Annotated in this window: 16 protein-coding genes; 7 read left to right on the top strand and 9 right to left on the bottom strand. The window is 70.5% G+C overall.

The features are described 5' to 3' along the window. Positions 1 to 29: 29 nt before the first annotated feature. A complete protein-coding gene (locus OG912_RS34125; RefSeq protein WP_327712675.1) occupies positions 30 to 1100 on the bottom strand; it encodes a lactonase family protein in 1071 nt (356 codons plus the stop codon). A 184-nt stretch (positions 1101 to 1284) separates the two neighbouring features. Then, positions 1285 to 2535: an MFS transporter gene (locus OG912_RS34120; RefSeq protein WP_327712674.1), complete on the bottom strand. Its 1251-nt coding sequence runs from the start codon at positions 2533 to 2535 to the stop codon at positions 1285 to 1287. A gap of 111 nt (positions 2536 to 2646) precedes the next feature. Between OG912_RS34120 and OG912_RS34115 the strand changes: the two genes are divergently transcribed. Beyond that, complete coding sequence (locus OG912_RS34115; protein ID WP_327712673.1) at positions 2647 to 3099, top strand: winged helix-turn-helix transcriptional regulator; 453 nt, start codon at positions 2647 to 2649, stop codon at positions 3097 to 3099. 318 nt (positions 3100 to 3417) lie between these two features. Here OG912_RS34115 and OG912_RS34110 read toward each other — a convergent pair whose 3' ends face one another. Beyond that, positions 3418 to 4929 (bottom strand): FUSC family protein, encoded by a 1512-nt coding sequence (locus OG912_RS34110; protein ID WP_327712672.1) that lies wholly within the window; start codon positions 4927 to 4929, stop codon positions 3418 to 3420. A 327-nt stretch (positions 4930 to 5256) separates the two neighbouring features. Then, on the bottom strand, positions 5257 to 5415 hold the full coding sequence (locus OG912_RS34105; RefSeq protein ID WP_327712671.1) for a hypothetical protein: 159 nt from the start codon (positions 5413 to 5415) through the stop codon (positions 5257 to 5259). 173 nt (positions 5416 to 5588) lie between these two features. Between OG912_RS34105 and OG912_RS34100 the strand changes: the two genes are divergently transcribed. The 3 genes from OG912_RS34100 (at position 5589) to OG912_RS34090 (ending at position 8411) form a co-directional block, all read left to right on the top strand. Further along, a complete protein-coding gene (locus OG912_RS34100) occupies positions 5589 to 6179 on the top strand; it encodes a lytic polysaccharide monooxygenase auxiliary activity family 9 protein (protein ID WP_326734611.1) in 591 nt (196 codons plus the stop codon). 136 nt (positions 6180 to 6315) lie between these two features. After that, positions 6316 to 6801, top strand: a complete 486-nt coding sequence (locus OG912_RS34095) for an Lrp/AsnC family transcriptional regulator (protein ID WP_327712670.1) — start codon at positions 6316 to 6318, stop codon at positions 6799 to 6801. Positions 6802 to 7274: 473 nt separating this feature from the next. After that, positions 7275 to 8411: a serine/threonine-protein kinase gene (locus OG912_RS34090; RefSeq protein ID WP_443061048.1), complete on the top strand. Its 1137-nt coding sequence runs from the start codon at positions 7275 to 7277 to the stop codon at positions 8409 to 8411. 9 nt (positions 8412 to 8420) lie between these two features. On the opposite strand, the gene OG912_RS34085 is transcribed toward OG912_RS34090, so the two are convergent. Together OG912_RS34085 and OG912_RS34080 are read right to left on the bottom strand one after the other, a co-directional pair. Further along, a complete protein-coding gene (locus tag OG912_RS34085) occupies positions 8421 to 9413 on the bottom strand; it encodes an aldo/keto reductase (protein WP_327712668.1) in 993 nt (330 codons plus the stop codon). 99 nt (positions 9414 to 9512) lie between these two features. Further along, on the bottom strand, positions 9513 to 10427 hold the full coding sequence (locus OG912_RS34080) for an aldo/keto reductase (protein ID WP_327712667.1): 915 nt from the start codon (positions 10425 to 10427) through the stop codon (positions 9513 to 9515). 479 nt (positions 10428 to 10906) lie between these two features. Between OG912_RS34080 and OG912_RS34075 the strand changes: the two genes are divergently transcribed. Then, positions 10907 to 14389 (top strand): M28 family peptidase, encoded by a 3483-nt coding sequence (locus tag OG912_RS34075; RefSeq protein ID WP_327713612.1) that lies wholly within the window; start codon positions 10907 to 10909, stop codon positions 14387 to 14389. A gap of 161 nt (positions 14390 to 14550) precedes the next feature. Here the strand turns inward: OG912_RS34075 and OG912_RS34070 are convergent, their stop codons facing one another. Next, entirely contained in the window at positions 14551 to 15969 is a 1419-nt protein-coding gene (locus OG912_RS34070) for a helix-turn-helix transcriptional regulator (RefSeq protein WP_327712666.1), read from the bottom strand. Between the two features lie 488 nt (positions 15970 to 16457). On the opposite strand from OG912_RS34070, the gene OG912_RS34065 reads away from it, so the two are divergent. Further along, a complete protein-coding gene (locus OG912_RS34065) occupies positions 16458 to 18641 on the top strand; it encodes a discoidin domain-containing protein (protein WP_327712665.1) in 2184 nt (727 codons plus the stop codon). 70 nt (positions 18642 to 18711) lie between these two features. On the opposite strand, the gene OG912_RS34060 is transcribed toward OG912_RS34065, so the two are convergent. Then, a complete protein-coding gene (locus OG912_RS34060; protein ID WP_327713611.1) occupies positions 18712 to 21306 on the bottom strand; it encodes a SpoIIE family protein phosphatase in 2595 nt (864 codons plus the stop codon). A gap of 604 nt (positions 21307 to 21910) precedes the next feature. Here OG912_RS34060 and OG912_RS34055 point away from each other — a divergent pair. After that, complete coding sequence (locus OG912_RS34055; protein ID WP_327712664.1) at positions 21911 to 23239, top strand: geranylgeranyl reductase family protein; 1329 nt, start codon at positions 21911 to 21913, stop codon at positions 23237 to 23239. A 13-nt stretch (positions 23240 to 23252) separates the two neighbouring features. On the opposite strand, the gene OG912_RS34050 is transcribed toward OG912_RS34055, so the two are convergent. Next, positions 23253 to 23951, bottom strand: coding sequence for a TetR/AcrR family transcriptional regulator (locus tag OG912_RS34050; RefSeq protein ID WP_326734619.1), 699 nt, complete (start codon positions 23949 to 23951; stop codon positions 23253 to 23255). Positions 23952 to 24007 lie beyond the last annotated feature (56 nt).

Here is a 24007-nt window from a genome sequence, read left to right as displayed (position 1 = left end):
TTCACGGGCCCCGGGGCGTCTGCCGTTCCTCAGGCGAAGATCACGCAGGAGGCCGCAGGAACCTCCAGAGAGCCTTCCGGAGCCGGGACACCGGTCTCCGGGTCCACGGCGAACCAGCTGACGTTCCCCGAACGCTCGTTGGCGGCGTAGAGCCGCCGCCCGGTGGGGTCGAGGGCGAGGTCGCGCGGCCAGTGCCCGCCACAGCTCACGGTCGTGACCAGGGACGCCTGCTCGCCCGTGGCGTCGAGGGTGAGTACGGAGATGCTGTCGTGGCCGCGGTTGGCCACCCAGAGGAACCGTCCGTCGTGTGCCACGACGACCTCGGACGGATAACTCACCGGGTTGCCGGCGCCACTCACCCCGGCAGGCAGCACGGGCGTATCGCCGACGGCTTCCAGGACCCCGGCGGCAGCGTCCCACCGGCACACCGTGACGGTGGGCTCCAGCTCGTTCAGCACATAGGCGTGGCCGCCCGCGGGGTGGAACGCGAGATGGCGCGGCCCGACGCCGGGCCGCAGCGCCGTCTCACCGTGCGGGCGCAACTCCCCGGTGTCCGGGTCGAGCGCGCAGATCCGTACGGAATCGGTACCGAGGTCGACACTGAGCACCCAGTTCCCCGACGGGTCCGGGAGGACCTGATGGGCGTGCGGCCCCTCCTGACGCTCGACGACCGGACCGCTGCCCTCGTGCGCGAGTACACAGCCGGCCGCGCCGAGCGAGCCGTCCGGGAGCACGGGAAGGACGGTCACGCTGCCGGAGCCGTAGTTGGCGGTGACGACATGGCCCCCCGCGAGCGCGAGGTGGGTGGGGCCGTTGCCGTCGACCGGCCGGGTCTCCCCGAGGGGCCGCGGTACGTCGTCGCTGATGTCGAGGGCCGCTGCCGAACCCTTCTCGGTCTCGCTGACCGCGTAGAGGACCACGCCGCCGGGACCGGTGCCCCGGCCGAGTGCGAGATAGGAGGGATCGGGTACGGCGTCCGTCGTACCGAGGACGGTGAGCGCCCCGGTCTCCTCGTCCACGGCGGCGACGGTGATACCGCGTCCGCCCGCCGAGGTGAACGACCCGATGAATGCCCGCCCGGCACTGTTGCTGCTGTCCACCGCACTGCCTCTCTCCGCCGACTGATCGCGACGGCGACGGCCGCCGTGATCTTCCGCGGCGACCGTAGCAGTGTCCGCCCGTGGTCTGGACCAGGGGTGCGGGTCAGGCCGGGACCAGGGGTAGGGGGCGGAAGGAGGCGGGCGGGCGGTTCGTCGCACGTACATCAACAGCCACGGAAGGACCTCAGTCGGCGGTCCGGGTGGTGGGGTCCGGGCTGCTGTGCCGCGTGAGCGCCCAGAGCGCAAACGCGAGGCAGCTGATTGCGGCGCCCAGTGCGCATACGGCGTCCCAGCCGGCCGCCGCGTAGAGGGAGGTCGCGGCGATGGCGCCGGTGGCGCTGCCGATCGAGTAGAAGACCATGTATCCGCCGATCAGCCGGCTGCCCGCGTCCGGGTGCAGCTCATAGATCAGGGTCTGGTTGGTGACATGGACAGCCTGCACGGCCAGGTCGAGGAGGATCACGCCGACGACCAGGGCCCAGAGCGAGCTGCGGGTGAAGGCCAAGGGCAGCCACGAGGCAGCGAGCAGCGCCAGGGCTGTGCCGGTGGTCCGTCGGGAGAGTCCGCGGTCGTTCAGGCGGCCCGCCACGGTCGCGGCCAGGGCGCCGACGGCTCCGACCAGCCCGAATGCCCCGATCGCGGTGTGGGAAAGGGAGTACGGTGGCTCGCTGAGCGGCAGCGCGATGCTGCTCCACAGGGTGCTGAAGGCCGCAAAGATCAGCAGACCGAGCAGGGCCCGGAGCCGCAGAAGCCGTTCCCGTGCGAACAGGGTGATGGTGGAGCGCAGGAGCTGTCCGTAACGCAGGGATGTCGGCGGGACGTCGTTGTGGCGCGGCAGCACCCGGTGCAGGACCAGGGCGAGCAGAGCGGTGAGCGCCGCTGAAGCGAGGTAGACGGAGCGCCAGCCCGCGAGGTCGGCCATGAGCCCGGATGCGGTGCGGGCGATCAGAATCCCGACGACCACGCCGCTGGTCACCAGGCCGACGACGCGTCCTCGCCGGGCGGGTGGAGCCAATGACGCCGCGAAGGCCACCAGCGTCTGCGTGACTACCGCGAGAAGCCCCATCCCGGCCATGCCCGCGAGAAGGACCGCCGCGGTGTGGGCGGTGGCGACGGCTGCCAGCGCCACCACCAGGAGAAGCAGCTGGGCCACGATGAGCCGCCTGCGGTCGGCCACGTCGCCCAGCGGCACGAGGAAGAAGAGTCCCAGCCCGTATCCGACGTGCGTGAGGGTGACGACGCTGCCGACAAGTGCCGGGCTCATAGCGAGGTCGTGGCCCACAGTCACCAGAAGCGGCTGGGCGAAGTAGACGTTGGCCACCGCGGTCCCGCAGGCGACGGCGAACAGTATGACGACGCCGCGGGACAGGACGAACCCGGAGCCTCCGCCCCCGGCTGCGGCCCGTGGCGTCGCAGCCTCACAGTTGCTGAGCATTCAGCACCCCTCCGACAGTTGGTTTCATCTTGCTACCAGCGAGGACCGTAGCTTTCTTTGGTAGCATCTTGCAACCAGAATGGGAGTGCTGGAATGAGAGTGGAGGACGACATGGTGACAAGGACACGCTTCGACGACAGCGACTGTCCCGTCGCGCGGTCAGTGGACGCGATCGGCGACTGGTGGTCTCTCCTGATCGTGCGAGACGCCTTCGACGGGAGCCGTCGCTTCGGGGAGTTCCAGCGCAGCCTCGGCGTGGCGAAGAACATCCTCACCGCGCGCCTGCGCACCCTGGTCGCCGGCGGTGTCCTCGAATCCGTCCCCGCTTCGGACGGCAGCACCTATCGCGAGTACGTACTGACCCCGAAGGGCAAGGCCCTCTTCCCCGTCATCGTGGCGCTGCGGCAATGGGGTGAACAGAATTTCTTCGCCCCCGGCGAACCGCACTCGCAGTTGGTCGACAGCCGACAGGGGCACCCCCTTCGCGCGCTGGAAGTACGGTCGGCGGACGGGCGACTGCTGAGACCCGATGACACCACTGTCCACAAGGTCTCGACCCAGTGATCCGAGCCGGGAAGAGAGTGCCGACCCACCGCTCTGCCGATGATTCCGAGGTCGGGTGAGGGAACGGCGCAGCCCCGTTGCCGGCCTCGACGTCCCTAGGGCCTGTGTGGAGTTGTCCCGTGGAGGAAGGAGCGGGGCTGGGTGCGTGTGATCGCAAGGCGCCGGAGCGTCCTTGTAGCGGAGCTACCAGGACGTTTCGGCAACGCCGCGAGCGCGCGTGCCCAGCCCCGCGACGCCGCGGGACAACTCCACACAGGCCCTAGGGGTGCCGCGCCGCAGGGCGCCCTCAGCCTGCCCCACCCCGCCGCGCCCGTCGGCTCAGGTGCCGGCCGGAATGCGGCCGGCCCTGCGCAGGGGCACGGCGAGCTCGAGCAGGGCCTGCTCCAACGCGTGGAGGTGGGCGAGCACCTGTTCGGTACCCGTCGGCTCCGTGGCCACCGCGTTGTCGAGCCGGACGTGTCGCCCGACGGCCGGCGCGTCAGTGAGGGCCTCGACGGCGGCCTCCACCCGCCAGCAGGCCGCGGCAAGCCGGATGTCGTGCGAGGCCTCCGGGTCGGCAGCGACGGAAGCCAGGCCGCGCACCTCGCGCGCACAGTCGTCGAGCAGCGCGAGCACCTGCCGCGCCCGTCGCTTGCGGGCCTTCATCGGGTTGAGCGGATGCACCAGCGGCGCAAGTGACAAGCGCACCCGGCCGAGGATCGCCTCCAGCTCGACAACACGGCGGTGCGGATCGGCATCCTCGCTTCCGGCGAGCCGGGCGGCGGCCTGCGCCGTGCACGCGTGCACGCACCGCAGCGCCCGCTCCACCCACGCCTCGGTCACCGAGTGCGTGGTGACCGGCAACACGAACAGCACTGCCAGTACGGCACCGAGCGCCCCGGCCGCCGTCTCGGTCACCCGCAGCATGAGCAGATCCGCGTCGAGCACGCCGAGCAGTCCGTACAGCATGCTCGCCATCACGGTCACGGCCAGCATCATCCAGGTGTAGGAGACAGCGGCGGTGTAGAAGATCCCGAACACGCTCACCGCCACGACCACGGCGGCCACGACCGGCTCGTGGTGCAGCGGCACGGCCACGGCGAAGCCCAGGCCGATGCCGAGCACCGTCCCCAGGAACCGTCTGAAACCGCGCACGACGGTCTCGCCTCGCGAGGTCGTGGCCACGAACACCCACCAGGTGGCGCCGACCGCCCAGTACCAACGCTGATCGGAGAGCACCTGCCCCACCGCGAGCGCGAACCCCGCCCCCATCGTCGCTTGCACGGCCTGCCGCGTCGTGATCCTCCCGAGCCCCGCCGCCCCGGACGGGAGAGCGACTGCCACGGGCACCGCGAGCCGCCGCTCGTAGCACCACACCCCGAACCGCACCGCCGATGACGCGATGAGCGACAGCAGCACGGCCGCGTACAGCTCGGGCAGCTGACCGGGCACGGTGTGCAGGAACTGGGCCGAGAAATAGGCCATGAAGCCGAACACGCCCAGCGAGTGCCCGCGAGGTCCCCACCGCCGCGCGTATACCCCCGCACCCACGACGGCGAGGAACGCCAGGTCACGGGCGACGGGCACACCGTGCAGCACGGCGGCGAGCGTGAGCACCGGGAGACCGACAACGGGGAGAAGCGCGGTCGTGACCGCCTGCCCACGCACCGTCGGATCGGTCACCGTGAACAGTGCGAGCAGCGCCGCCAGGCCACCGGTGATGGCCGCCACCAGGGAGTGCCCGGCCGCTCCGCACAGCGCGACGGCGAGCCCGATGCCCAGTACGGCCCGGGACGCGAACCGCAGCCGGATCCGCCCCGGATCGTGTGCGACGAACGCCCTCTTCAGCAAGTTGTCCCGCCCTTTTCGCGTATGTACCAGCCCGGACATGAGAAAGGCGCCGCAGAGATCCCCCGGGGACCCGCAGCGCCATTGACAGACCCATCTGAGCATCTAGGGAGCTAATGGTTCAACTCAGCCCCAATCTTATGAGCCAATGGCCCAGACCTGCATCATCTTGTCCAGCCACAGCAGAGCCAACGGACCACCCCTGTCGCGACACGGCGCACGAACGACTGCCACGCCCGCCGCCATTCGGCCCTTGGGGGAGATGCCTGTATCGCCCGGGAACGGCCTCACTGCCCGGTGTCGACACGTCAGCGAGGTATCCAGGCGCAATCAGCCGATCACGGAGGGGAAGCCGGTCAGCAGACGGACGAGCCTGATCTCGACCAGCTGATGCTCCGGACGGCCGACGGCGACCGGGAGGCCTTCATCGCCGAGGACCCGGGAGCCCGGGTCTTCACCGAACCGCTCCCGGGCGGCAAGTGCGTGCACGCGGCGTTGACAGCGCCTGACAGCGCCGGGCGATCGCCGGCCGGGTGACAATTCAGCCATCCAGCGGCACTCCACTCGATGACGTGGACACGCCGGATTGACATGGCTACGCTCACCCTTGGTCTAGACCGCAGCACTCTCCGGACATCACCCCACATCTCCAGGAGCGACGTATGCGCAGAAAGATCACCTCCTTACTGGCCGGGCTCGGCCTGGCCGGCGTGGCTCTGTTCGCCACCTCCGGCAGCGCGCAGAGCCACGGCTACACCGACTCCCCCATCAGCCGCCAGCAGCTCTGCGGCATCGGCACCGTCAAGCACTGCGGCCAGATCCAGTGGGAGCCGCCGAGCGTCGAGGGGCCCAAGGGATTCCCCACCCGCGGACCGGCGGACGGTCACATCTGCTCGGGCGGCATCGGTCGCTTCTCCGAGCTCGACGACCCGCGGGGCGGCGCCTGGCCGGCGACACAGGTCACCGCAGGGCAGAACTACACGTTCAACTGGCGGATCGAGGCCCGGCACGCAACGACCGACTTCCGCTACTACATCACCAGGGACGGCTACGATCCGGCCAAGCCGCTCACCCGGGCCGACCTGGACCCGCAGCCGTTCCTCACCGTGCCCTTCGGCGGCCGGCTGCCCGGCTCCACCGTGTCCCACTCGGGCGTGCTGCCGCAGAAGTCCGGCAAGCACCTGATCCTCGGCGTCTGGACGATCTCCGACACGGGCAACGCGTTCTACGCCTGTTCCGACGTGCAGTTCTGACGCCCGGTCCTCACTCCCGCGCCAATGCGCCGCGTGCCGGCGCGGGAGTGAAGGCCACATCGACGTGGCCGGCCCGGCAGTGTGCCATTGGTACAGTCACTGCCCCGAGAGACCGACCACGAAAGGCCGACGGACCATGGCGGTGGACGCGCTCGACACCCGGATCCTGCGACTGCTCATCGAGCAGCCGCAGACGAGCGTGCGCGAGTACGCACGGATCCTGTCCATCGCCCGGGGCACCCTCCAGGCCCGTATCGACCGCCTCGAACGGGACGGCGTGATCACCGGCAGCGGCCCCTTCCTCTCCCCCGCAGCCCTGGGCCACCCTGTCCTCGCCTTCGTACATCTGGAAGTGACGCAGGGGCATCTGGACGACGTGGGCGAGGCGCTGGCCGCGGTGCCCGAGATCGTCGAGGCGTTCTCCACCACAGGCGGCGGAGATCTGCTGACCCGGGTGGTGGCGCGGGACAACGGGCATCTGGAGGACGTGATCCAGCAGCTGATCCAGCTTCCGGGCGTGGTCAGGACCCGGACCGAGGTGGCGCTGCGCGAACGCGTGCCGCACCGGCTGCTGCCGCTGGTGGAGTCGGTGGGCCGGACGGCCCCTCCCGGCCGGGGCTAGGGCGTGTTTTGAAAGTCCCGCCTGCCCGGCGGCGTCTGGCACGCACGCTCGCGGCGTTGCGGAAATGCCCTAGTAGCTCCGCTACGAGACCACTTCCGCGCCTTGCGATCGCACGCACCAGACGCCGCCGGGCCCGCCCTTCGGGCGGACGGCGCTACTTTCAAAACACGCCCTAGGTCCTTTCCAGCTCCCCGAACCAGGCCGGCGCCGCCTTCGCGCGAGGCCTGGCGGCCCGTCACCGTGCGGGCTGCCGGGGTGGGGTGACGGCCGGTCGACCCGGGTCCGCGCGCCGGATATCCTGATCTTGCCGCGTACCCCCACCCCGTCCATCGTTCCGGGCGAGGTCGCCGCCGCGGCGGCCGGAGCGGTCCCCGGCCCGGGCTTTTCGAGATACGCGAGCTATTCGAGATAGGTGTGCACAGGTGCTGGTTGCTGGTCGGTACCGATTGATATCCGCCATCGGCCGTGGCGGGATGGGTGAGGTCTGGCGGGCCACGGACGAGGTCCTCGGCAGGGCCGTGGCCGTGAAGCTGCTGCTGGGGGAACACGCCGACGAGTCGGCGACCGCGCGGTTCCGGCTGGAGGCGCAGACCGCCGCCCGGCTGAGCCACCCGCATCTGGTGGCCGTGTTCGACTTCGGGTCCTGGGAGGACCGCCTCTTCCTGGTGATGGAACTCGTCGAGGGCAGGAGCCTCTCCGACCTGCTCCTGTCACAGGAGCGGCTGGGTCCGGAACAGGTCGCCCGGATCGCCGGCCAGGCGGCCGCCGGACTGGCTGCGGCCCACCGGCAGGGCATCGTCCACCGGGACATCAAGCCGGGAAACCTGATGCTGGACGCCGAGGGCTCCGTCAAGATCGGCGACTTCGGGATCGCCCAGTTCGTCGACGACCCCTCGGCCGCCCTCACCACGACGGGCCACATCGTCGGCACGAGTCTCTACCTCGCTCCGGAACGGGCCCTCGGCCGCACCGCCGGTGCCGCCTCGGACATGTACTCCCTCGGCTGTGTCATCTACCAACTGCTGCTCGGCCAGCCGCCGTTCCGCTCGGACACCCCGACCGCGACCTTGTACCAGCACGTGGACACGCCTCCCGTGCCACTGCGGCAGCGGGGGGTCGACATGTCCGCCGCCTTCGACTCGTACCTTCTGGGCCTGCTCGCGAAACAGCCGGAGGACCGGCCCACCGCCCAGCAGGTCGCCGACTGGTTCCACAGCGAGGCCTGGCGGGGGCAGGCGGAACCACTGCCGCAGCACCGGCCCGCACCCCCGCGAGCCCCGGCCGTCGCCTATGCGCCGACGCCCGCATCCCCCACGCCTGCCGCGCAGCGCAGCGGCGCGGACTCCGGTTCCCCGACGACGTACCGCCTGCCCCAGGCACAGGGCCGTGGGCGGCGTGCGGCGAGCCGGCCCCGTAACAACCGGCGGCGCAGCACCCGCGAGGCGATCAGACGCCGGCCCAGAGTGGCCAGCGCCATCGCGGGCACGGTCGCCTTCCTTGCCGCGGTCTACCTGGGGATGAGCCTGTTCTCCCCCGATTCCAGTTCCGCCACCACTCCGGGCGGCGGCACCTCGACGAGCGACGCGCCCTCCCCCGCAACCGGCCGGTAGCCGGACCCGTCACCAGCGGCCGTGGACCGCCGCACGGATCCTGCGGTCGTAGAGGTCCCGCACCGCGTCGACGGTCCGGGGCGACAGCGGTTCCAGCGCCGCCGCGGCCGCGTTGGCCCGGGTCTGCTCCACCGACCGGGCACCGGGAATGACACTCGTGACGCCGTCCTGCTGAATGATCCAGCGCAGGGCCGTCCCAGCGGGAGTCGCCCCCTCCGGAGCGAGCCCGGCGAACTCGGCAGCCGCGGCCACCCCGGTGCCGTAGTCGACACCGGAGAAGGTCTCGCCCTGGTCGAACGCCTCGCCATGCCGGTTGTACGTGCGGTGGTCCTCGGGCGCGAAGACGGTGTCCGCGGTGTATCTGCCGGAGAGCAGGCCGGAGGCGAGCGGCACCCGGGCGATGATGCCGACCCCGGCCGCACGCGCGGCCGGGAGGACCTCGTCCAGCGGCTTGAGGCGGAACGGGTTGAGGATGATCTGCACGCTCGCGACACCGGGGCGGGCGATGGCGGTCAGCGCCTCGGCACACGTCTCGACGCTCACCCCGTAGGCGGCGATCCGCTCCTCGACGACCAGCGTGTCGAGGGCGTCGTAGACCTCGTCGGAGGAGTAGACGGCCGTGGGCGGGCAGTGCAGCTGCACGAGGTCGAGGGTGTCGACCCCGAGGTTGGCCCGCGACCGGTCGTTCCACGTACGGAAGTTGTCCAGGACGTAGCTCTCCGGGACCTGATCGGCACGCCGGCCCATCTTCGTCGCCACGAGGACGCCCGCGTCGGGGCGCTCCTTCAGATAGCGGCCGATGAGCTGCTCGCTGCGCCCATCCCCGTACACGTCCGCGGTGTCGAAGAAGGTGACGCCCGCCCCGACAGCGGCGTCGAGGACGTCGAAGGCATCCTCCTCGCGCACCTCGCCCCAGTCCCCGCCGAGCTGCCATGTGCCCTGCCCGACGACCGATACGTCCCGTCCGGTCCTGCCCAGTTCGCGCTGCTCCATGAGGATCATGTTACGTCCGCAGGGCGGCCGGCCCGGGGCGCCGCTGTCACCGCACGCACCGGGCTGGATGCGCCGTTCCCCGCCCGACCGGCCACCTGCCGGGGCCGGTCAGTCGGTGCTCTGGCCCAGCGTGGTGAGCCGCCGCGTCTCGTCCTCGGTGAGTCGAAGGGCCCCGGCCGCCACATTGGCCTCCAGGTGAGCCGGGTTGCCCGTGCCCGGAATGGCCAGGACGTGCGGGCCCTGCTGGAGCGTCCAGGCGAGCCGGACCTGGGCGGGAGAGGCGTTGTGGGCCCTGGCGATGTCGAGCAGCGCCTCATGCTCCGCGGTGATGTTCGCCCCGGCCTCGCGACCCCCGGCGGCGATGGCGTAGAACGGCACGAAGGCGATGCCGAGTTCACCACACGTGCGCAGGATGTCCTGCGAGTCGGCGCGCCGTTCGCCGATGCCGTATCTGTTCTGCACGCAGACGACGGGCGCGATGGCCCGGGCTTCGACCATCTGCTCCGGCCAGACGTTGGACAGACCCAGATGGCGGATGAGTCCCTCCTTCCGCAGGTCGGCCAGCGCGCCGAACTGCTCGCTGATCGGGGCGGGACCGTTCATCCGCAGGTTCACCACGTCGAGGTGGTCGCGGCCGAGCTGCCGGATGTTCTCCTCGACCTGTCCGCGCAACTGCTCGGGGCGGGCCCAGTTCAGCCAGTCGCCGCCGGGGCCGCGGCCGGGGCCGACCTTGGTGGTGATGACCAGGTCGTCCGCGTACGGGCCCAGGGCCCGGTTGATCAGTTCGTTGGCCGAGCGCAGCGGTGAGAAGTAGAAGGCCGCCGTGTCGATGTGGTTCACACCGAGCTCAACGGCCCGGCGCAGCACGGCTATCGCCCTTTCCCGGTCGTGCGGTCCGCGGTCGTCGCCGAACGCGGCACCGTTCTGGGTCAGGCGCATGGCGCCGAAGCCGATCCGGTTGACGGTCAGATCGCCGAGCTTCCAGGTACCGGCTGCCGCTGCGTCGGGGGTTTGCGAAGTCAAGACTGAAGCCTTCCGTCCGTATGAGCGATGAGCCGAGATCCGCCAAGTAACGATACGTCAGACACCTTGCGCAATACCTTCATTCATGATATGTTGGCGCCAGCGCGTCTGACGCTTCCGTCACTTGATGCGAGTGCAGGATAGATCCACTCCGTCATCCTGTCCAGCCCTCCCGGCCATCGCGCCACAACGAGCCCCCTCGAACGCCCGCCTTCGCCCGGGACCCGCTGCCTCACCTCTCCCTGTGCATCTGCTGTGCGATCGCACCATGGCGACTTGACCAGACTTGCCAAGTCCCTTGCCTGTGACCGCAGTTCGTTGACGGAGACATGGCTACGTGTGAGTGTTCGGTCGCCCGATCACGGACACCACCTGGGCGGACGGGCCGGCGCCGACAGCGTGGGCGGGCCCGACTTCCCATGCCACTGCCCGTGACCGAGGTCCCCACGAACCGAGGAGCCTCGATGAAACGCAGACCGATGACGGCCGGGACAACCCTGGCCGTCCTCGCCGGAATGCTGGTCGCCACCAGTGGCCAGTCAGCTTCTGCAGAACCGTCCCCGCCCGCGCCGACCGCACTCTCGGCTGCCGTGTCGGCGGCCGACCGCGCGGCAGCCAGTGGCCTCGACACCCTGGCCAAGGGACCCGAGGAGCGGTACGAGCGGCAGATGGTGACCCCCTGGGTCAACGGGCTCTACTCCATCGCGTACGAACGCACCTACCGCGGCCTGCCGGTCGTCGGCGGCGACGCCGTCGTGGTGGCCGACTCCAAGGGGCGCATCCGCGGATCCCAGTCGGCCGTCTCCCGGCGCATCAACGTACCGACCACCGCGACCGTCTCCGCCGAGGCCGCCGAAACCACCTCGCGCGGGAAGCTCAGCACGGTGGAGCGGGTCGACAGCCACCGTCTGGTCGTCCGGGCCACCGGCACGAAGTCCCGGCTGGCCTGGGAGACCGTGCTCACCGGCCGGACCTCGAAGGCGCCGAGCCGGCTCCACGTCTTCGTCGACGCGGGCACCGGCAAGGTGCTCGACAGCTACGACGACGTCAAGGCCGGGACCGGCAACAGCCAGTGGAACGGCCCCTCCCCGCTGTCCATCAACACCACTTCCTCGGGCGGCAGTTACTCGCTGCGCGACCCGGCCCGCCCCGGGCTGAGCTGCGCCGACTACAGCACCGGGAGCGTCTTCACCAAGTCCAGCGACTCCTGGGGAACGGGCAGTGCCTCCAGCAAGGAGACCGGCTGCGTCGACGTCATGTGGGCGGCCCAGCACGAGTGGGACATGCTGCGCGACTGGCTGGGACGCAACGGCCACGACGGCAACGGCCGCAGCTGGCCGGTCAAGGTCGGGCTCAACGACGTGAACGCCTACTGGGACGGCTCCACCGTCTCCATCGGCCACAACAACGCCAATCAGTGGATCGGCGCCATGGACGTCGTGGGCCATGAGTTCGGCCACGGCATCGACCAGTACACGCCCGGCGGCGCGAACAACGAGTCCGGCCTCGGGGAGGCGACCGGCGACATCATGGGGGCGCTGACCGAGGCTTACACCAACGAGCCCGCCCCGTACGACGACCCGGACTACACCGTCGGCGAGAAGATCAACCTGGTGGGCAACGGGCCGATCCGGATCATGTACAACCCGGGCCAGATCGGCGACCCGAACTGCTACAGCTCCTCCATACCCAGCACCGAGGAGCATGCGGCGGCCGGTCCCCTCAACCACTGGTTCTATCTGCTGGCCGAGGGATCGAACCCCGGCGGCGGCAAACCGTCCAGCCCCACCTGCAACAGCTCCTCGGTCACCGGTGTGGGCATCCAGAGTGCCGGCAAGGTCTTCTACGGCGGAATGCTGCTCAAGACCAGCGGCATGACGTACAAGCGCTACCGCACCGCCACGCTCACCGCGGCCAAGAACCTCGACGCGACCTGTGTGCTGTTCAACCGGGCGAAGGCTGCCTGGGACGCGGTCAGCGTCCCCGCCCAGAGCGGTGACCCGACCTGCGCGCCCAGCGGCAACAACGACTTCTCGCTGTCACTGGACCCGGCCTCCGGATCGGTGAAGCCCGGCAGTTCGGTGACCGCCACGGTCCGGACGACTGTCAGCTCCGGCAGCGCGCAGAGCGTGAACCTCTCCGCGAGCGGCCTGCCGAGCGGGGCGACCGTGTCGTTCAGCCCGTCCTCGGTGCAGTCCGGCGCGACCTCGGCCATGACCGTCTCGACGACGTCGGCCGCGGCGCCCGGGACGTACACCTTCACCGTGAAGGGCGCGGGCACTCAGGAGCACACCGCCCAGTACACGCTGACCCTCACCGACGGCGGCGGAAATCCCGGTGGCACACCCCCCGACATCAGTGTCGCCAACGTGCAGACCCACCTCGCCCAGCTGAACACCATCGCCTCGCAGAACGGTGGCAACCGGCGGGCCGGCAGCGCCGGTTACACCGCCTCGCTCGCCTATGTGAAGGGCAAGCTGCAGGCGGCCGGCTACACCGTCAGCGAACAGACCTGCACCACCTGCACCTACCGCGGCAACAACCTGATCGCGGACTGGCCGGGAGGTCCGGCCGACCGGACCGTGATGTTCGGCGCCCACCTGGACGGGGTGGCCGCCGGTCCCGGCATCAACGACAACGGCTCCGGTTCCGCGACCCTGCTGGAGAACGCGCTCGCCCTGGCCCAGCAGAACCCGACCATGACCAAGCATGTGCGCTTCGCCTGGTGGAACGGCGAGGAACAGGGCCTGGAGGGATCCGAGTACTACGTCGGCCAGCTCACCGCCGCCCAGCGGACCGCCATCAGCGCTTACTACAACTTCGACATGGTCGCCTCCACCAACGGCGGCTACTTCGTCAACAACCTAAACTCCGCCGCATCGGCCCCGATGAAGGAGTACTGGACCTCGCTCGGCCTCGCCCCGGAGGAGAACGTCGAGGGCCAGGGGCGCTCGGACGACTACTCGTTCCAGCAAGGCGGCATAGCCACTTCGGGATACGCGACCGGCGCCAGCGACACCAAGTCCGCCGCCCAGGCCTCCAAGTGGGGCGGCACCGCGGGCCGTTCGTACGATCCGTGCTACCACCAGTCGTGCGACACCACGGCCAACATCAACGCGACCGCACTCGACCGCAGCGCGGACGGGGTCGCCTACACGGTGTGGAAGACGGCCGTCGGCACCACCGCACCCACCGACGACTTCTCCGTCTCGGTGAACCCGGCGTCCGGCAGTGTCCAGACCGGCGCTTCCGTCACGGCAACCGTGTCCACGGCCACCACCGGCGGTTCCGCGCAGAGTGTGCGGCTCACCGCATCCGGTGCGCCGAGCGGGGTCACCGTCTCCTTCGCCCCGTCCTCCGTACAGTCGGGCTCCTCGTCCACGATGACCGTCTCCGCCGGGGCACAGACCACCGCGGGTACGTACACCCTCACCGTGACCGGGACGGGCACCGCCACCCACACCACCACGTACTCGCTGGTCGTCGGTGGCGGCGGCACCTGCCAGGCGCGGCAGGTCGTCGCCAACGGCGGCTTCGAGAACGGCACGACGCCGTGGACCCAGTCGGACGAGATCATCAACAACCGGACTTCCGAGAAGCCCGCGCACAGCGGTGCCTACCAGGCCTGGTTCGGCGGCTGGGGCAGCACCCACAGCGACATCGCCACGCAGTCACTGACGGTTCCGGCGGGCTGCGCGACGTACCGGCTGTCGTTCTACCTGCGCACCGACACCGACGAGTCGGCGGGCGATGCGACCGCCTACGACACGTTCACCGTGAAGCTGGGCTCCCGGACGCTGGCGACGTACTCGAATCTCGACGCGAGCAGCGGCTATGTCCAGCAGTCCTTCGACGTCGGATCCGCCGCGGGGCAGACGGTGACGCTGGGGTTCACCAGTAAGGAGGACGCCTACCTGCAGACCAGCTTCGTCGTGGACGACGTGGCACTGGACGTGAGCTGATCCACCGTCGCAAAGCGCGGGGGCGGGGCGTGATCCATACGCTCCGCCCCCTGATGCGCGCGGCGCCTTGGGCTTGTCCGTCGACGCGACGGAGCTCCGCCGGCTCCGTGTTCACTGTTCACCCCGGGTTCGGGGAAGCCATGAGTTCGTCTGCTCGTGGCTCAGCGGATCGCCGCCGCCAGTCTCCTGACGAAGTCGTCGGTCTCCGGGCCGCCGCCGGAGCGGGCCGCCAGTCTGGCGTGCAGTCCGCGCAGTTCCTGGCCGAGCAGCGTGGACGGATTCACCTCGGTGGTGTCCAGGACCGGTCCCGCCACGGCCTGCGCCGCCGCCGGGTCGCCGGCGCACGCGTGGGCGTCGGCCATCCGGGCCAGGAACAGCATCCTCGCGGAGTGCATGCCGGGTGGCAGCAGGCCGAGCGCCGTGCGGGCCGCGTCAACGGCCCGGAGTGCGAAACGGGGGTCACCGGTGGCCGCGGCAAGATCGCGCAGGGCGCCGGCCGCACCGGACTCCACGCGCAGGCGTACCGAGGCGACAGAGAGCCAGGGCGCCTCCGTCTCGTCGCGTTCACCGGCCCGGTCCATCTGCGACCGGGCCCGGTCGATGTGCTTCAGGGTCCGGGCCGCGTCGCCGCGGACCGCGTGACCGCGCGCCTGGTACAGATCGCTCATGGCTGCCGCCCAGGGCCGGCCCGCGGCAGCCTGGCCGATCGCCCCACCGTAGGCCAGCGCCGACGGTCCGTCGCCCTCCAGCCGGGCCAGAGTGCTCATATCGCCGAGTGCCGCGACCTGCGTCCCGACGTGACCGGCCATGGCAGCCCAGAGCAGCGAGCGGTCGAGCCAGGCCATCGCGGTCCCGTTGCGGCCCCACAGCAGCCGCAGGCAGCCGGCCGACTGCGCGTACTCGGCCGCGAGCGGGGCCAGTTGACGCTGGTACGGCGCCGCGGGAAGCGCCATCCAGCGGAGCATGGCGTGCAGCGTGCGTTCGACGACGGCGGTCGCTCCCGGCCAGGCGCGTTCCTCGTCGGCACGCAGACAGACCGCGAGCAGGGCCGTCAGCGCGTGCACGGTGTCGTTGTCCAGAGCGGGGCGTGACCGGGTGTCCGGGCCCAGTGCGCAGAAGGCCGTGTGCAGGGCGATGACATCCGTGAGTACGGGGACCGAGCAGCCGGCCCGGTCGTGCACCGGGCAGACGAGCCCGTAGGCGGGCAGGCGCGCGGGCAGCACGGTCCCCGGCGGAAGCATCGCCAGAAGTGCTCCGCCCGCGGGCTCCCCGGGCAACGGTCCCCGCCGTACGGCGGCCGGCGCGCCGCGCTCCCCTCCCGCCCGCTCCTGTTCCTCCGCGGCCTCGCAGGCCGCAACCAACTCTCCATCGGCAGAGAACAGTTCGTCCAGCCGGCGTGCGAGCGGCAGTGGAGTCCTGCGGCTGCCGTGCTCCAGTTTGCTGATGGCGGTGTGGTCGTAGCCGACCCGGGCACCCACCTGGGCCTGTGTGAGCCCGGCCCGTCTGCGCCACTGCCGTAACCGGGCACCGAACGACCGCCACACCTCAGCGGTACGGGCGTCCGCCGGGGCAGGACCCATGCCCTCGCTCACCCGGAACCCCGTCGCGCCTGGTCAAGGACGCCACGCGTGCCACGCTCACGGCTCATGCCCCGGAGGATAGCGAGCAGCCGTGCCCGCTGTCCCCCGCACGTCGACAAGATGTCCGGTAACAGGCGCAGCGGTTTCCGGTGCGTGCGTGCCCCGGCTCTTCACGCAGGTGTCCGGCAGCCGACCGGCTACGGCGGGCGCGTCATGCCGGCCTGCCCCGCTCCCTCTTGGCCACAGCATCACCATCTGAACCGGATGGCCCGTCAGATCTCCCGCAGAGACTGCACCAAGGCGTAGGCAATGCGTTCAATCATGACGTATCAGTCATCAGTTGTTGTTCTCAACGACGCATGTCCAAGCCGAGGTTGCACACCTATTGACGCAAGGGGACGCAAGGGAGAAGTATCCCCATCTGCCGGAGAGAGCGCTCTCCGGCTTCGTGTCGTGCACCCGTACCGCGACTCAGGAGACAAGCCCCCATGTATGCACCCCCCTTGTTCCACAGACCCGCGCCGTCGACCGGAAGAAGACGCACCGGCGTACTGGCCGCCGTCGCCGGTCTCGTCGTCTCGCTGCTGGCCTTCGTGCCGTCCACTTCCGCGAGCGCGGCACCCTCGCTGCTCTCGCAGGGCAAGACGGTGACCGCCTCCAGCCAGGAGAACTACGGCACCCCCGCCACGTCCGCCGTGGACGGCGACAACGGCACCCGCTGGTCGAGCGCCGCCTCCGACCCCCAGTGGATCAAGGTCGACCTGGGCTCCACCGCCTCGGTCAGCCAGATCGCGCTGAAGTGGGAGACCGCCTACGCCAAGAGCTACCGGATCGAGTTCTCCACGGACGACAGCACCTGGAGCACCGCCTACTCGACCACCACGAGCCCCGGCGGCACCGAGACGCTCAACGTCTCCGGCAACGCCCGCTACGTCCGGCTGACCGGCACCACCAGGGCCACCCAGTACGGGTACTCGCTCTGGGAGTTCCAGGTGTTCGGCACGACCGGCGGCGGAGGCGGCCCGCAGATTCCCGGCGGCGGCGACCTCGGCCCGAACGTCCTGGTCTTCGACCCGTCGACGCCGGGCATCCAGGCCAAGGTCGACCAGATCTTCAAGCAGCAGGAGTCGGCGCAGTTCGGCACCGGCCGCTACGCGCTGATGTTCAAGCCGGGCACGTACAACAACATCAACGCGCAGATCGGCTTCTACACCTCGATCGCCGGTCTCGGGCTGAAGCCGGACGACACCACGTTCAACGGTGATGTGACCGTCGACGCGGGCTGGTTCAACGGCAACGCCACACAGAACTTCTGGCGCTCGGCCGAGAACCTCGCGCTCAACCCGGTCAGCGGAACCGACCGCTGGGCCGTCTCACAGGCTGCGCCCTTCCGCCGCATGCACGTCAAGGGCGGGCTCAACCTCGCGCCGAACGGCTACGGCTGGGCAAGTGGCGGGTACATCGCCGACAGCAAGATCGACGGCCAGGTCGGACCGTACTCGCAGCAGCAGTGGTACACCCGGGACAGCTCCATCGGCAGCTGGGGCAACGGCGTCTGGAACATGACGTTCTCCGGCGTCGAGGGCGCCCCCGCCCAGAGCTTCCCGAATCCCCCGTACACCACCCTCGACAACACCCCGGTCTCCCGCGAGAAGCCCTTCCTCTACCTGGACGGCAACGACTACAAGGTGTTCGTCCCCGCCAAGCGCACCAACGCCCGCGGGGTCTCCTGGAACGGCACCCCGCAGGGCGAGTCCATCCCGCTGAGCCAGTTCTACGTGGTCAAGCCCGGCGCCTCAGCCGCCACCATCAACGCGGCGGTGCAGCAGGGCCTGCACCTGCTGTTCACGCCCGGCATCTACCACGTCGACCAGACGATCAACATCGACCGCGCCAACACGGTCGTACTCGGCCTGGGTCTCGCGACGATCATCCCGGACAACGGGGTCACCGCCATCAAGGTCGGTGACGTGGACGGCGTCAAGCTCGCCGGACTCCTCGTCGACGCCGGTCCGCAGAACTCGCAGGTACTGGTGCAGGTCGGCCCCGACGGCGCCTCGGCCGACCACGCGGCGAACCCGACCACCGTCCAGGACGTCTTCGTCCGGGTCGGCGGCGCGGGGGCCGGCAAGGCCACCACCGCCATGGTCATCAACAACGACGACACGATCGTCGACCACACCTGGCTGTGGCGCGCCGACCATGGCGACGGGGTGGGCTGGGAGACCAACCGCTCCGACTACGGCCTCCAGGTCAACGGCGACGACGTGCTGGCGACCGGCCTGTTCGTCGAGCACTTCAACAAGTACGACGTCCGCTGGTCCGGCGAGAGGGGCAAGACGATCTTCTTCCAGAACGAGAAGTCGTACGACGCCCCCAACCAGGCCGCCGTCCAGAACGGTGACACCAAGGGGTTCGCGGCCTACAAGGTCGACGACTCCGTCACCACCCACGAAGGCTGGGGACTGGGCAGCTACTGCTACTACAACGTCGACCCGACGATCATTCAGGGCCACGGCTTCGAGGCACCGGTGAAGCCCGGCGTGAAGTTCCACGACCTGCTCGTCGTCTCCCTCGGCGGCCAGGGCCAGTACGAACACGTCATCAACAACACCGGATCTCCCACGTCCGGCACCTCCACGGTCCCATCGAACGTGGTGTCGTTCCCCTGACGCACTTGTGAGGTGAACGAACCTTGCGGGGCCCGGCAGTTGCTGCCGGGCCCCGTCCCGTCGACGTGCCCTACCCGGAAGGCGGGGACTCGTCGAGCGTCTGCTCGGACCAGATGACCTTGCCGCGCTCCGTGTAGCGGGTGCCCCAGCGCTCGGCGAACTGGGCGACCAGGAACAGGCCCCGTCCGCCCTCGTCGGTCGTCGCGGCATAGCGCAGGTGCGGGGAGGTGCTGCTGCAGTCCGACACCTCGCAGATCAGGGCCCGGTCGTACAGCAGCCGGACGCTGATCGGCTCGGAGCCGTACCGGATCGCGTTGGTGACGAGCTCGCTCAGGATCAGTTCGGTGACGAACCCCTCCTCGTCGAGGCCACGGTCGGCGAGCCAGCGCATCGCCTCCTTGCGGACGCCGGCGACGGCTGCGGGGTCCGGGTCCACCTGCCACTGGACGCGGCGTGCCGGGTCCAGGGTGCGGGTGCGGGCGACGAGCAGGGCGACGTCGTCGCCCGGGCGGGTGGGCAGCAGGGCCTCCAGCACGTCGTCGCAGGTCTCCTCCGGTGTGCGGTCGCGGCCTGCCAGGGCGTTCCGCAGCTGTGCCACACCCTCGTCGATGTCCTGGTCACGGCGTTCCACCAGACCGTCCGTGTACAGCACCAGACGGCTCCCCTCGGGCACCTCCAACTCGATCGCCTCGAAGGGCATGCCACCGATCCCGAGTGGCAGACCGGCCGGGATGTCGGGGAACTCCACGGTGCCGTCGGGCAGGACGAGGGCGGGTCCGGGGTGCCCGGCCCGGGCCACCGAGCACCGCCCGGAGACCGCGTCGTAGATCGCGTACAGACAGGTGGCCCCGGTGATCGACCCGCCGCCGGTCTCCTCGTCCTGGTCCATCCTGACGACGAGTTCGTCGAGATGGCCGAGGAGTTCGTCCGGCGGCAGGTCCAGCGTGGAGAAGTTGTGCACCGTGGTGCGCAGCCGGCCCATGGTGGCCGCGGCGTGCAGACCGTGCCCGACCACGTCGCCGACGACGAGCGCGACCCGGGCTCCGGACAACGGGATCACATCGAACCAGTCCCCGCCCACCCCTGCCTGGGCCGGCAGATAGCGGTAGGCGACGTCCAGGGCGTTCTGCTCGGGAAGGCCGCTCGGGAGCAGGCTGCGCTGCAGGGTCACCGCCATCTCGTGCTCGCGGGTGAAACGCCGGGCGTTGTCGACGCTGACCGCCGCCCGGGCCACCAGTTCCTCGGCGAAGGAAAGGTCCTCCGCGTCGAAGGGGGCCTCGTTCTGCGCGCGCCAGAAGTTGGCCATGCCGAGAATGACCCCGCGCGCGTGCAGGGGCACCGAGAGCAGCGAGTGGAACCCGTACTCCAGGATCCGCGCGGCCTGCTCGGGGTCGGTCAGGCGCCACTGCTGGGACGCGGTCAGGTCGGGCACCATCCAGGTGTGCCCGCTGCTGCTGCCGAGACCTTCGACGCTGGTGGGTACGAAGCCGATCACGCGGCCCAGCGGGTAGAGGGGATGGTCCGGGCCGACGCCGCTCACAGCGGTGCGGCGCATGTCCATCACGTCGCCGGAGGGCTGCGCCGGTTCCTCTCCGCGCAGTACGGAGTCGGCGAGGTCGACCGTCGCGCAGTCGGCGAAGCCGGGGGCGGCCACGTCCGCCAGTTCCTGCGCGGTCGTGGTGACGTCGAGAGTGGTCCCGATGCGGGCCCCCGCCCGGTACAGGAGCAGCAGCCGCTCACGCACGGTCTCCGCCCGGCCGGTGACTGCCTGCAGTTCCGTGGTGTCCCGGATGGTGGCGACCGTGCCGGGCGGTCCGCCGCGTTCGCCCGTGGGGCGGAGGTTGACGGCCAGCAGCCGGCTCCCGGCAGGCCGCAGCTCGTCGGTGGCCACGCGTCCGGAGGCCAGCAGCTCCGCGGTGCGGGGGTCCAGTCCCAGCTCCGTCACCGCGCGGCCCTCGGCTTCGGCGGGCAGCCCCAGGAGGCGGCGGGCCTCGTCGTTGGCCAGGACCAGCCGGCCGTCCGCGCCGATGATGAGGACGCCTTCGCGGACCGCGTGCAGCACCGCGTCGTGGTGTTCGTACATCCGGGTCATCTCGGCCGGGCCGAGGCCGCGCGTCTGGCGGCCCAGACGTCGGCTCACCAGGGCCGCGCCGCCCGCTGTGAGGGCGAGTGCGGCCCCTGCGGCGCCCAGGGCGAGCGGGATGCTCGGGAATGCCCGCTTGTTCACCGTGTCGACCTTGATGCCGACGGAGACCAGCCCGGCGGCCGTGCCGTCGGGCCGTTGGACGGGCACCACGGAATTGACCGCGAGGCCTCGGCTTGCCGTCACGGTCTTGGTGAAGGGCTTGCCCTCCAGGGCTTCCTTGTACGGACCGATGATGTGCTTCCCGATCAGCGCGATGTCAGGGTGGGTGTAGCGGATGCCGTTGGTCCCCGCCACGACGACGTACTCCACCCCGGTGCTGCGGCGGATCTCCTCCGCTCGGGGCTGCAGGAGGGCGGTGGGGTCCCTGCTGTCCAGGGCCGCCGCGATGCCGGGCGCGTGGGCGAAGGTCTCCGCGACGCTCAGTGAGCGGGCCCTGGCCACGTTCATGCTGTCGTGTCTGCCCTGCACCACCAGGGCGACGACGGCCGTCACGACGAGCAGCGACACGATTCCCAGCATGAGGAGGAAGACCTGCCCCGCCACGGTGCGAACGCTGAAGAGGGCGCGCAGGCGGCGGCCCGGTGAGGACCGCCCGGGGTTCGGGCCGGAGGGCGCAGGCTCGTCACCGCCCGGGTGTCCGTCATCGTGCCGATGCGGCTGCCGGGCGGAGTGGTGAAACCGCGTCCGGAACCGACCTGTACCACCCACATCTTCAGGTTTAACACGATTCGTCGTGGCCGCCCGTCCTGGACCGGCCGCGTTCATGACCGCTGGACGTGTGAACGGCGCGCTGCGAGGGCATAGGACGGATTACCGACAGGAGGTGGTGTCAGTGGGCCGCATCAGGATCGTCCGACGTCCCCAGCTTCCGTCCCGGCCGCCCCCGCTCGATCTGCGCACCCCGTCCGGGCGCCCGCTGCCGTACTGACGCCCGTGCCGATCATCCGTTGCCCTCGGGGCCGCACTCCGTGCGGCCCCGAGGTGTGTTCCGGAGCGGGGTCCGGCTGTCCGCGGTCTCCGGGAGGTTGATCGCCCTGCCGCGGCACGGAGCGAACCGGCAGGATGTCGGTGTACAGGGTCACCGCCCTCGGGCGGTTGCCGGCCGTCCCAGGAAAGGGTTCCCATGCGGGAAGCGCACGCAGACCAGTCCGCCCCGGACGAACGCTCCGCCCCCGGCCCGTCCGAGGACGCCCAGGTGATCGTGGTGGGTGCGGGGCCGGCCGGCTCGTCCGCCGCCTTCCACCTCGCCCGGGCGGGTGTCGACGTGCTGCTGCTGGAGAAGTCCTCGTTCCCTCGGGAGAAGGTGTGCGGTGACGGCCTCACCCCGCGCGCGGTGCACCAGCTCATCCGGATGGGCGTCGACATCAAGGCCCCCGGGTGGACGCGGTCGCGCGGAATGCGCTGGGTGGCCGGCGAGCGGCAGGTGCAGATCGACTGGCCCGCACTGGGCGGCTACCCGGACTTCGGCCTCACGCGCAGCCGGCACGATTTCGACGACATCCTGGCCCGCCACGCGGTGGCCGCCGGGGCCCGGCTGCGCACCGGTGTGAAGGTGACGGAGCCGGTGACCGACCGGACCGGCCGGATCACCGGGGTCACGGCGGTGTCCGGTGCGGGAGGAGGGCAGGTGGTGCACCGGGCTCCGGTCGTCATCGCGGCGGACGGCGCCTCCGCGCGGCTCGCACTCGCGATGGGGCTGGAGCGTGACACGAAGCGGCAGATCGCCACGGCTGCCCGCCGCTACTACCGCAGCCCCGAGCGGTCCCGTGAGGAGTTCCTGGAGCTCTGGGCCGACCTCCGCCATCCCCGGAGCGACCGCTTCCTGCCGGGCTACGGCTGGATCTTTCCGATGGGTGACGGCCGGGTCAACGTGGGACTCGGCGCGATCCCCCATCGCCGCCACGGCAAGGCCGACCTGCGGGCCACGATGGACCGGTGGCTGGCCCGGACACCCGAGGCGTGGGGGCTGCGCGAGGAGAACGCCGAGGGGCCCGTCCGCAGCGCCGCGCTGCCGCTGGGCTTCAACCGTCATCCGCTGTACACCAGGGGACTCCTCCTGGTCGGCGATTCAGGAGGCATGATCAGCCCCTGGAACGGCGAGGGCATCGGCCAGGCACTGGAGGCCGGCGAGGTGGCGGCCGAGACGGCCGCGCTCGCACTGGCCCTGCCGGCGGGCCCGAGGCGGGAGAGGGCGCTCCACCACTACCCGGTCGAGATGAACCGCCGCTGGGGCAGCTACTACCGGCTCGGCAACACGGCCGCGGATCTGGTGTTCAGCCGGTCGGGGTTCCAGCCCGTGCTCAACCGCTACGTGATGGGCTCCCCGTTCCTCCTCAACACCCTGGCCCGGCTGCTCACCAATCTCACGGACAGGCCCTCGCGCGATGTGATCGACCATGTCCTGAACACGGCGGTGCGCCTGGTCCCCGCCCCGAACGCCCGGCGCCGCTGAGCCACCGCCGCCGTCAGGCCTCTCCGGTTCCGCCCGCTCCCGCAATGGGCGCACCGGAGGGAGCCGGGCCGAAGGCGCGCAGGAACGTGTCCACACCCGCCGTGACGACCTTCGAGACGTCCACCGGGTCGAGAGGGCGGGTGCCCAGCGCACTCATCGCAGGGACCTCCTCGTAGACCAGCGCGATGAACTGGTTGGCCGCCCGGACGGGGTCCTCGATGCGCAGGTACCCGGCGTTCGCGAGCCGGGCGATCCGGCCCGCGAGCGCCTCGGTGAACTGGTTGGGCCCACTGGCCCGGACCACGTCGAAGAGGTCCGGAAAACGCACGGCCTCCGCATACAGCAGCCGCCGCACGGCCTCGGACTGTTCGTCGCAGTAACAGTCGACGAGCTTGTGCGCCACGTCCTCCAGACCCGACCGCAGCTCCGCCGGATCGGTGGGGAAGGCCGTCAGCACGTCGAGGGTCTTGGCATTGGCCCGGGCCGCCGTCTCCGTCATGACGTGCCGGAACAGATTCTCCTTCGACCCCAGGTGGTTGTAGATCGTCGGCTTGGAGACCCCGGCCTCTGCCGCGATCACATCGAGGCTCGCCTGCGCATAGCCGACCTGTGCGAAGACCCGCAGGGCGGCCTCCACGATCGCCCGGCGTTTGTCCAGCCGCCCTCGGTCCGCCGGGCCACCGGCCATCTGCGCGTTCTCGCCGACTCTCATCCCGCCATGCTACCGTGCCAGCCACAGAATTTTACTACCCAGTAAAACTATCCAAG

The sequence above is a fragment of the Streptomyces sp. NBC_00464 genome (assembly GCF_036013915.1).
Taxonomy (GTDB): Bacteria; Actinomycetota; Actinomycetes; order Streptomycetales; family Streptomycetaceae; genus Streptomyces.
Note: the sequence above shows the minus strand (reverse complement) of the source record. Positions and strands in the feature narration are given on the sequence as shown.

Coding starts and splice junctions, on each gene's coding strand:
- OG912_RS34120 (WP_327712674.1), bottom strand. CDS start 2,535: ATGCTCAGCAACTGTGAGGCTGCGACGCCACGGGCCGCAGCCGGGGGC.
- OG912_RS34115 (WP_327712673.1), top strand. CDS start 2,647: ATGGTGACAAGGACACGCTTCGACGACAGCGACTGTCCCGTCGCGCGG.
- OG912_RS34100 (WP_326734611.1), top strand. CDS start 5,589: ATGCGCAGAAAGATCACCTCCTTACTGGCCGGGCTCGGCCTGGCCGGC.
- OG912_RS34095 (WP_327712670.1), top strand. CDS start 6,316: ATGGCGGTGGACGCGCTCGACACCCGGATCCTGCGACTGCTCATCGAG.
- OG912_RS34090 (WP_443061048.1), top strand. CDS start 7,275: ATGGGTGAGGTCTGGCGGGCCACGGACGAGGTCCTCGGCAGGGCCGTG.
- OG912_RS34085 (WP_327712668.1), bottom strand. CDS start 9,413: ATGATCCTCATGGAGCAGCGCGAACTGGGCAGGACCGGACGGGACGTA.
- OG912_RS34075 (WP_327713612.1), top strand. CDS start 10,907: ATGACGGCCGGGACAACCCTGGCCGTCCTCGCCGGAATGCTGGTCGCC.
- OG912_RS34070 (WP_327712666.1), bottom strand. CDS start 15,969: ATGGGTCCTGCCCCGGCGGACGCCCGTACCGCTGAGGTGTGGCGGTCG.
- OG912_RS34065 (WP_327712665.1), top strand. CDS start 16,458: ATGTATGCACCCCCCTTGTTCCACAGACCCGCGCCGTCGACCGGAAGA.
- OG912_RS34060 (WP_327713611.1), bottom strand. CDS start 21,306: ATGCTGGGAATCGTGTCGCTGCTCGTCGTGACGGCCGTCGTCGCCCTG.
- OG912_RS34055 (WP_327712664.1), top strand. CDS start 21,911: ATGCGGGAAGCGCACGCAGACCAGTCCGCCCCGGACGAACGCTCCGCC.
- OG912_RS34050 (WP_326734619.1), bottom strand. CDS start 23,951: ATGAGAGTCGGCGAGAACGCGCAGATGGCCGGTGGCCCGGCGGACCGA.